Annotated in this window: 7 protein-coding genes and 1 tRNA gene; 6 read left to right on the top strand and 2 right to left on the bottom strand. The window is 48.7% G+C overall.

All coding sequences use genetic code 11. From position 1 onward, the window contains the following. Positions 1-469 precede the first annotated feature (469 nt). Together QF669_04565 and QF669_04560 are read right to left on the bottom strand one after the other, a co-directional pair. A tRNA-Asp gene (locus tag QF669_04565) sits at positions 470-543 on the bottom strand. 6 nt (positions 544-549) lie between these two features. Beyond that, positions 550-792 (bottom strand): hypothetical protein, encoded by a 243-nt coding sequence (locus QF669_04560; GenBank protein MDP6456715.1) that lies wholly within the window; start codon positions 790-792, stop codon positions 550-552. 64 nt (positions 793-856) lie between these two features. Here QF669_04560 and mltG point away from each other — a divergent pair, with 64 nt between their 5' ends. The 6 genes from mltG to QF669_04530 form a co-directional block, all read left to right on the top strand. Continuing rightward, positions 857-1,951: an endolytic transglycosylase MltG gene (gene mltG / locus QF669_04555; protein MDP6456714.1), complete on the top strand. Its 1,095-nt coding sequence runs from the start codon at positions 857-859 to the stop codon at positions 1,949-1,951. A gap of 11 nt (positions 1,952-1,962) precedes the next feature. After that, positions 1,963-4,134 (top strand): UvrD-helicase domain-containing protein, encoded by a 2,172-nt coding sequence (locus tag QF669_04550; protein ID MDP6456713.1) that lies wholly within the window; start codon positions 1,963-1,965, stop codon positions 4,132-4,134. A gap of 68 nt (positions 4,135-4,202) precedes the next feature. After that, complete coding sequence (locus QF669_04545; protein ID MDP6456712.1) at positions 4,203-4,634, top strand: Fur family transcriptional regulator; 432 nt, start codon at positions 4,203-4,205, stop codon at positions 4,632-4,634. Between the two features lie 130 nt (positions 4,635-4,764). Further along, complete coding sequence (locus QF669_04540) at positions 4,765-5,634, top strand: lytic murein transglycosylase (GenBank protein ID MDP6456711.1); 870 nt, start codon at positions 4,765-4,767, stop codon at positions 5,632-5,634. Between the two features lie 71 nt (positions 5,635-5,705). After that, on the top strand, positions 5,706-6,695 hold the full coding sequence (locus tag QF669_04535; GenBank protein ID MDP6456710.1) for an aldo/keto reductase: 990 nt from the start codon (positions 5,706-5,708) through the stop codon (positions 6,693-6,695). Further along, a partial coding sequence (locus QF669_04530) for a quercetin 2,3-dioxygenase (GenBank protein MDP6456709.1) occupies positions 6,685-6,899 on the top strand: 215 nt, incomplete at its 3' end. The genes QF669_04535 and QF669_04530, both read left to right, overlap by 11 nt.

Below are 6,899 nucleotides of genomic sequence, written 5' to 3'. Positions count from 1 at the left end.
TTTCACTACTGATGAAACACATCAACCGTGCCAACCTGGTAGCTTTGGACTAAATAGTGATGCTAATGAGATGACCATTCAATACGGTTCTACAGAGTATGCTGTTCCACGTCCTGATCCTATCTCTGTCCCAAGTATACTTGTTAAGCAGTAGTTAGGTATTGATACCACCGGATTTCCATGGAAAGGCGGAATTTTGTCCCGTCTTTCCATAGGAAGTCGGGATAAAAAAAAGAATCTAGGCAGTTTAAGCTATACACAGATCATAGAAGCCGAACGGCGTCATTCCCCGCGCACCATGTGTCTGACCTTAATATATATGGTACCCAAATAATTACATCAAGCCTCGGTCACACGGGGTTTTTAGTTTGTGGTGGTGGTAGATTGAACAAATAAGGATAATATTTACACATTACATTTAGATAAAAAAAGGGGTCAGAATGAAGGGTTCGTTCTGACCCCTATCCGGCGGGACCGACGAGACTCGAACTCGCAACTTCCGGCTTGACAGGCCGGTGCTCTAACCAATTGAACTACGATCCCAAATCTTCATTGCTTTTGCTTTGATTTATCCCGGTATATGAGCGCCGCCGGGATGATAATCACGTAACCGAAAAACAGCATGATAGGTGCCAGCGTAAGCGATTGGAAGCTGTCTACTTTGCCTTTTGCCATTATCACATAACCGGCAATGATGGTCAACAGACCAATGCCAAAAAGCAGATAATTCTTAACTGTATAGGTCCATTCTTCGAAAAGATGGATGTCAGTTTTCTCTTTCTTTATCGTCACGACCGGCGCAAATATACGACTCGCCTTTATTGAATTCAAGGTCAAATCACCGTCGGAAAAATGGTTGTTTTACCCTAAAAGAAAGGGTACATTCGCTGCCCTAAAAATGGCCCGCAGACACAATTACAGATACGATAAACTAGCCGGATTTTGCGTCTCTCTTGCAGTTGCTACGGCCGTGGCATTCTACAGCCTCGTTGTCTTCTGGCCGCAGCCTCATCCCGAAACACCTGTCAGAATCGAGGTGCAGAAGGGGGCTACGCTGGGAGAAATCGCACAATCACTCAAAATGAATCACGTTATTGATAATGCTAAGCCGTTTATCCTGGCCACGCAGCTCATGGGATACGAAACTTCCATACAGGCTGGCGTTTTTTCACTTACAGATATCCGCTCCAATTTTCAGATCATCCACCAGCTGGTGAACGGCACGCCAGTGATACAGAGAGTCACAATTCTCGAAGGGATGCGGATGCGGGAGGTCGCTGAACTGTTCAGCGAGAAACTCGGTACCGATATAGAACAGTTTATGGAACTGTGTGCTGATCAGCGATTCGTGCACTCTCTCGGTATTGATGCATCGACTCTGGAAGGTTTCCTCTTTCCGGAGACCTATCGCCTGCCGGAAGGGGAACAGCCGAAGAAGATTATCGAAATGATCGTTGGTGAATATCAGCAAATTATGGACGATTCCGTACGCCAGCGGATGAAGCAGTTGAACCTGACAGAGCTGGAGACTGTTATACTTGCCTCTATAATAGAAGGGGAAGCCATTTATAACTCGGAACGTCCCATCATCAGTGCCGTCTATCATAACCGGCTGAAGAAGGGGATGCGGCTGCAGGCTGATCCGACGATTCAGTATATCATTGACGACAGCCCGAGACGGTTGCTGAATGAAGATCTGAAAATAGAGTCCCCTTACAACACCTATCTTAATTATGGTTTACCGCCGGGTCCCATCAACAATCCGGGGGAGGAGTCGATTCTTGCGGCACTCTATCCGGCAGATGTGAGCTATTTCTTTTTTGTGGCTAACGGTGAAGGCTATCACACGTTTTCCGAAACTGAAGCGCAGCACATCAAAGCCAAGAAGGAATATCAGAAGTATCGCCGGAAGATGTGGCGTGAAAAAAGTCGCAAGATTCAGTCACAATAGGAAGGGATTGAATGGGAAAGCAATTTGCTCTGAATGATGTACAGAAGAAGGCGGTGGAGACGGTTGGCAAGCCGATCCTCATTTTCGCCGGTGCCGGTACCGGCAAGACGCGTGTACTGACGCACAAGATCGCGTACCTCGTTCAGGAATCCGGCTACAAACCTGAAGATATTTTGGCGGTGACCTTCACCAACAAGGCCGCTCAAGAGATGAAAGCGCGGGTCAAGAAACTTCTCGGAGTTTCTTCAATGGGCGTCAATATCGGAACGTTCCATTCTACTTGCGCCCGCCTTCTCAGGAAGGAGATTGTCCCTCTCGGATTCACGCAGGATTTTGCCATCTACGATGCCAACGATCAGCAAGAACTGATAAAGGAAGTGATGGCGAATCTGAAGCTCAGTTCGGACGGTGTCACCCCCCGCTCAGTGAGAGGTCGTATCAGTCTGCTCAAGAACCAGATGGAAAGTCCGGCAAAGGCGGCTGATGAAGCAATCTCTCCCTTCGAAGAGATTGTAGCCAAGGTTTTTCCCACTTATGCCAACGCGCTCAAGAAGAACAACGCCCTCGATTTCGACGATTTGCTACTCTATCCGCTCTCAATTTTTGATCAGTATCCCAAAGTCCGTGCAAAATACCAGAATCTATTTAAGTATGTCCTCGTGGATGAATATCAGGATACGAACCGGCCTCAGTTCCTTTTTGTGAAGGCGCTTACCGAGAACGACAAGCAGATCTGCGTGGTGGGGGATGATGATCAGTCCATCTACGGCTGGCGCGGCGCCGATATATCTAATATTCTCGAATTCGAAAAGACTTTCCCTGATTGCGAAGTTTTCAGACTGGAACAGAACTACCGCTCTACGCAGACTATCCTTTCATCGGCGTCTGAAGTGGTTGCGCACAACCAGTACCGCGCCACAAAGAAACTGTGGACGGAGAGCAAAAATGGGGAAAAGATCGGCCTCATGGAGACGCTGGATGAGCAAGAAGAGGCTGAAGGGATACTGGAACTCCTTGAAAAGGAAGTTATGCAGTATAAGAGGGCATTCAGTGATTTTGTTATTCTCTACAGGACTAATGCCCAGAGCCGCGCCTTGGAAGAGGCGTTTCGCCGTCGCGGGATCGCCTACACGATCGTCGGAGGTGTCAAGTTTTATGAAAGGAAAGAGGTCAAGGATTTGCTCGCCTATCTGCGTCTGCTCGTCAATCTGGCCGATACGGTCAGTCTCAAGCGGATTATCAACTTTCCGCCTCGGGGCATCGGTGTAAAAACGGTAGACAAATGTGAAACTTACGCGGCTAAAAAAGGTCTGCCCCTCGTTGAGGTCCTTCAATCTCCTGATGCGCTGAATCTCAAGGGGAAGCAGGCCACCGGTCTGAAAGAATTTTATCATATCGTCAAGAAGTACTCCGATCTGTTGCCGAAACTGAGTGCTTCCGAACTGGTTAGTGTGCTGGTGGATGAACTCGGTCTCATCTCCTTCTACAAGGAGCAGGCAAATGCAGACGCCTCAGAACGCCTCGAGAATGTTCACGAACTCGTCAACAGTGTACATGCGTTCTGTGAACAAAACGAAGGTGCTGGGATAAGGGAATTCCTTGAAGAGGTCTCCTTGCTGACCGACATCGACAAGTGGGAAGATACATCAAACTGTGTCACACTGATGACCCTCCACAGTGCTAAGGGGTTGGAGTTCCCGGTGGTCTTCATCGCCGGTCTTGAGGACGGTCTCTTCCCCATCATGCGTAGCTTCGACGATCCGCGTGATTTGGAAGAGGAGAGACGTCTTTTCTACGTGGGACTGACGCGGGCTAAGGAGAGAGCATATCTTCATTATGCTACAAATCGCCGACGGTCTAGCGGCGTATTAGGGTACGGCATGGCTTCCCGTTTTTTACAGGAGATACCCGAAGAGAGTCTCGACCGGATTACCTTCCAGTCTGCAGTAACCAAACGGTATGTGAGAGAAAAGGGGAGCGACAGCTATGCCCTCAAGCAAGTCCGCACGGTAACATCTTTCAATGACCTGAAACGGGGGGACAAGGTTGAGCATAAGATCTTTGGTAAAGGGATGATTCTTTCGGTTGACGGGGCCGGTGAAAGTCAGAAGATATCCGTTGTTTTCCGCGGCAATGTGCGCAAGAAGCTCATCGCCAAGTACGCCAATCTGAGGCGTCTTTAAAACAAAGTCATTTGTAATAGTTCGCCCGCGGTGTATATTCTGTTGAGATTAAGTCTCAACAAGATTTCATGACCAACCAGAAGCTCGCCCAATTCAAATCAGTTCTCAGGGATGAGAACCTTAAGTTTACTCCTCAGCGCCTGGAAGTTTTCAAAGAAGTCTGCAATTCTAATGAACATCGTGAATCGGAAGAGATATATCTTGCGTTGCGCAAAAGAGATATCAAAGTCTCCCGCGCCACGGTCTATCGCACCATGGATCTTCTCTATAAGCACGGTTTTGTTTCGCGCATGGATATAGGTGACGGTAAATGGCGCTACGAACACTGGCTCGACTGTACGCATCACGATCACCTTATCTGTATTCGCTGCGGCAAAATAGTTGAATTCTTTGATCCACAGATCGAGGAACTGCAGGAAGGGATATGCTCTCGATTCGACTACAGTCTTGTCCGTCACATTCATCAACTCTTTGGTATGTGTAAAGAGTGTGCAGATTGAGGCGCAGGGAATTTTAAAGTTTGATCTTTACGTCCAGTCGAACACCTGATTCAATTTCGATTCGAATGGGTAGTTCCCTGATTAAACTGGCTTAGTAAGAAGCGCCAGACCGATGTCAATTCGAGGAGAGGTGAGAGCAAAAAGATACATCGTGACCTCAATTATTCTTCTCACTTCGCTAAGCCTTGCACAGGATGGACACTATCAGGAGTGGTCCACCCCCGTTGAGAGGGAACTGGTTGAGCTTGTCGCTGAAAACGATCTCAGCCGAAGAATCTACGGCGAAGTTGTGGCATCGCTGAGAGACAACGATGTTGCGCCGGATTTCGTCTACAGGACATTTACTCACCCCGACATCTTCTTGGAGGATGAAGTAGTGCGGCGGTTTACCCATCCGGCTGAAACCTACACCTATGAACGCTACCGCAAAATCTTTATCACAGATGACCGAATATTTGCCGGCGCGGAATTCTTCAGGACACATACTGAGCTTATCAGAGCCGTGCAAGACAGATTCGGCGTCGATCCCTTTCTGCTGTTAAGCATCATCGGTGTGGAATCGGAGTACGGACGGAGCGCGAAGAAATTCGTTGTCTTCAATGCACTGCATACTGTTATCCATCGAATCCCGAAAAAGGAAAGGTGGGTAGAAAGAGAGATGACGGAATATCTTCTCTACTGCTACCATAACTTCGTTCCACCCCTTACGCTCTACGGCTCCTATGCGGGTGCTTTTGGCTACGGACAGTTCATCCCCTCCAGTTTCAATCACTATGCGGTAGATTTCGATGGCGATGGGGTTCGCCACCCATTCAAATGGCCGGATGCATTGGGAAGTATTGCCAACTACCTGGTGAAGAACGGTTACGATAGAAACAGCAGTAGTTTTGTAAGAGGATCGAGGAACTGGAAGTCTATCCTTGCCTACAATCCTTCCTACAACTATGCGAGGGTGGTGGTAGAATTGAGAGAAGCAGTGATGGCGGCAACTGCGGAGTAGAGAATTGAGGTTCATTCTTTCACTGAGGACGAGATTTTTTGTTTCACCGCTTAACAGAGGAGAATAGGGGCATGCAGTATAGACGATTGGGAACAGCGGGACTAAAACTGAGCGAACTATCTTTCGGTTCGTGGGTCACATTTTCCTCTCAGATGGATGAATCAGCAGCAGCGGACTGTATGAAAACTGCTTATGATGCCGGTGTCAACTTCTTCGATAATGCCGAAGTTTACGCGTTCGGGAAATCTGAAGAGATTATGGGAAATGTCCTCAAGAAGATGAACTGGTCCCGGGACACCTACTGCGTCTCCAGCAAAGTTTTCTGGGGCGGGGAAAAGCCGACTCAACGTGGCCTGCACACAAAACATATCACCGACGCCTGTCACGCCGCTCTGAGGCGCCTCCATGTAGAATACCTCGATCTCTATTTCTGCCACCGTCCTGACTTGCACACCCCCATTGAAGAGACAGTCCGAGCCATGGATAATCTTGTCCGGCAGGGAAAGATTCTCTACTGGGGGACGTCCGAATGGTCCGCTGACGAAATCCGAGCGGCCTACGGCGTCGCCCGCCAGTACAATTTGACCCCGCCTACTATGGAGCAGCCGGAATACAATCTCTTCCAGCGGAAAAAGATGGAGCGGGAGTATCTGCGCCTCTTCCAGGATGAAGGGCTCGGTACTACCATCTGGTCGCCGCTGGCATCAGGAGTATTGACTAACAAGTATAAAGACGGCATTCCTCAAGAGTCGCGCATGACGCTGGAAGAATATGATTTTCTCAGGCAGCGGCACGATTCGCCGCAAGGGCAGGACCGTGTTGAGAAAACGCGAAGATTGACCGAATTTTCCAATGAGTTAGGAATCTCCATTATTCATCTCAGTCTCTCTTGGTGCTTGAAGAATCCTGACGTCAGCACAGTCATCCTGGGTGCGTCAAGCGTGGATCAGTTGAAAGAGAATCTGAAGGCTGCAGATGTGGTGGAGAAGTTGACGTCCGACGTCATGGAGCGGATTGAGGAGATCGTCCAGTCTAAGCCGAAAGCGTGGATTGACTGGTAAATCGGGATTGAGCAAGAGCACGCGTCCGATTACGTCGGTAATTGAAGGAATCCAGACCAGCGACGGCGCGGGCGTCAAACTGAAGCGTATCATCGGCTCTCCCGATCTGGACACTCTCGATCCATTTTTACTTTTAGACGAATTCAAGAATGATGATCCAGAAGGTTATATTGGTGGTTTTCCGTCTCATCCTCACCGCGGATT

Source organism: Candidatus Neomarinimicrobiota bacterium, assembly GCA_030743815.1.
Taxonomy (GTDB): Bacteria; Fidelibacterota; Marinisomatia; order Marinisomatales; family S15-B10; genus UBA2146.
The sequence above is the reverse complement of the archived record's forward strand: the minus strand, read 5'-3'. Positions and strand labels throughout refer to the sequence as shown.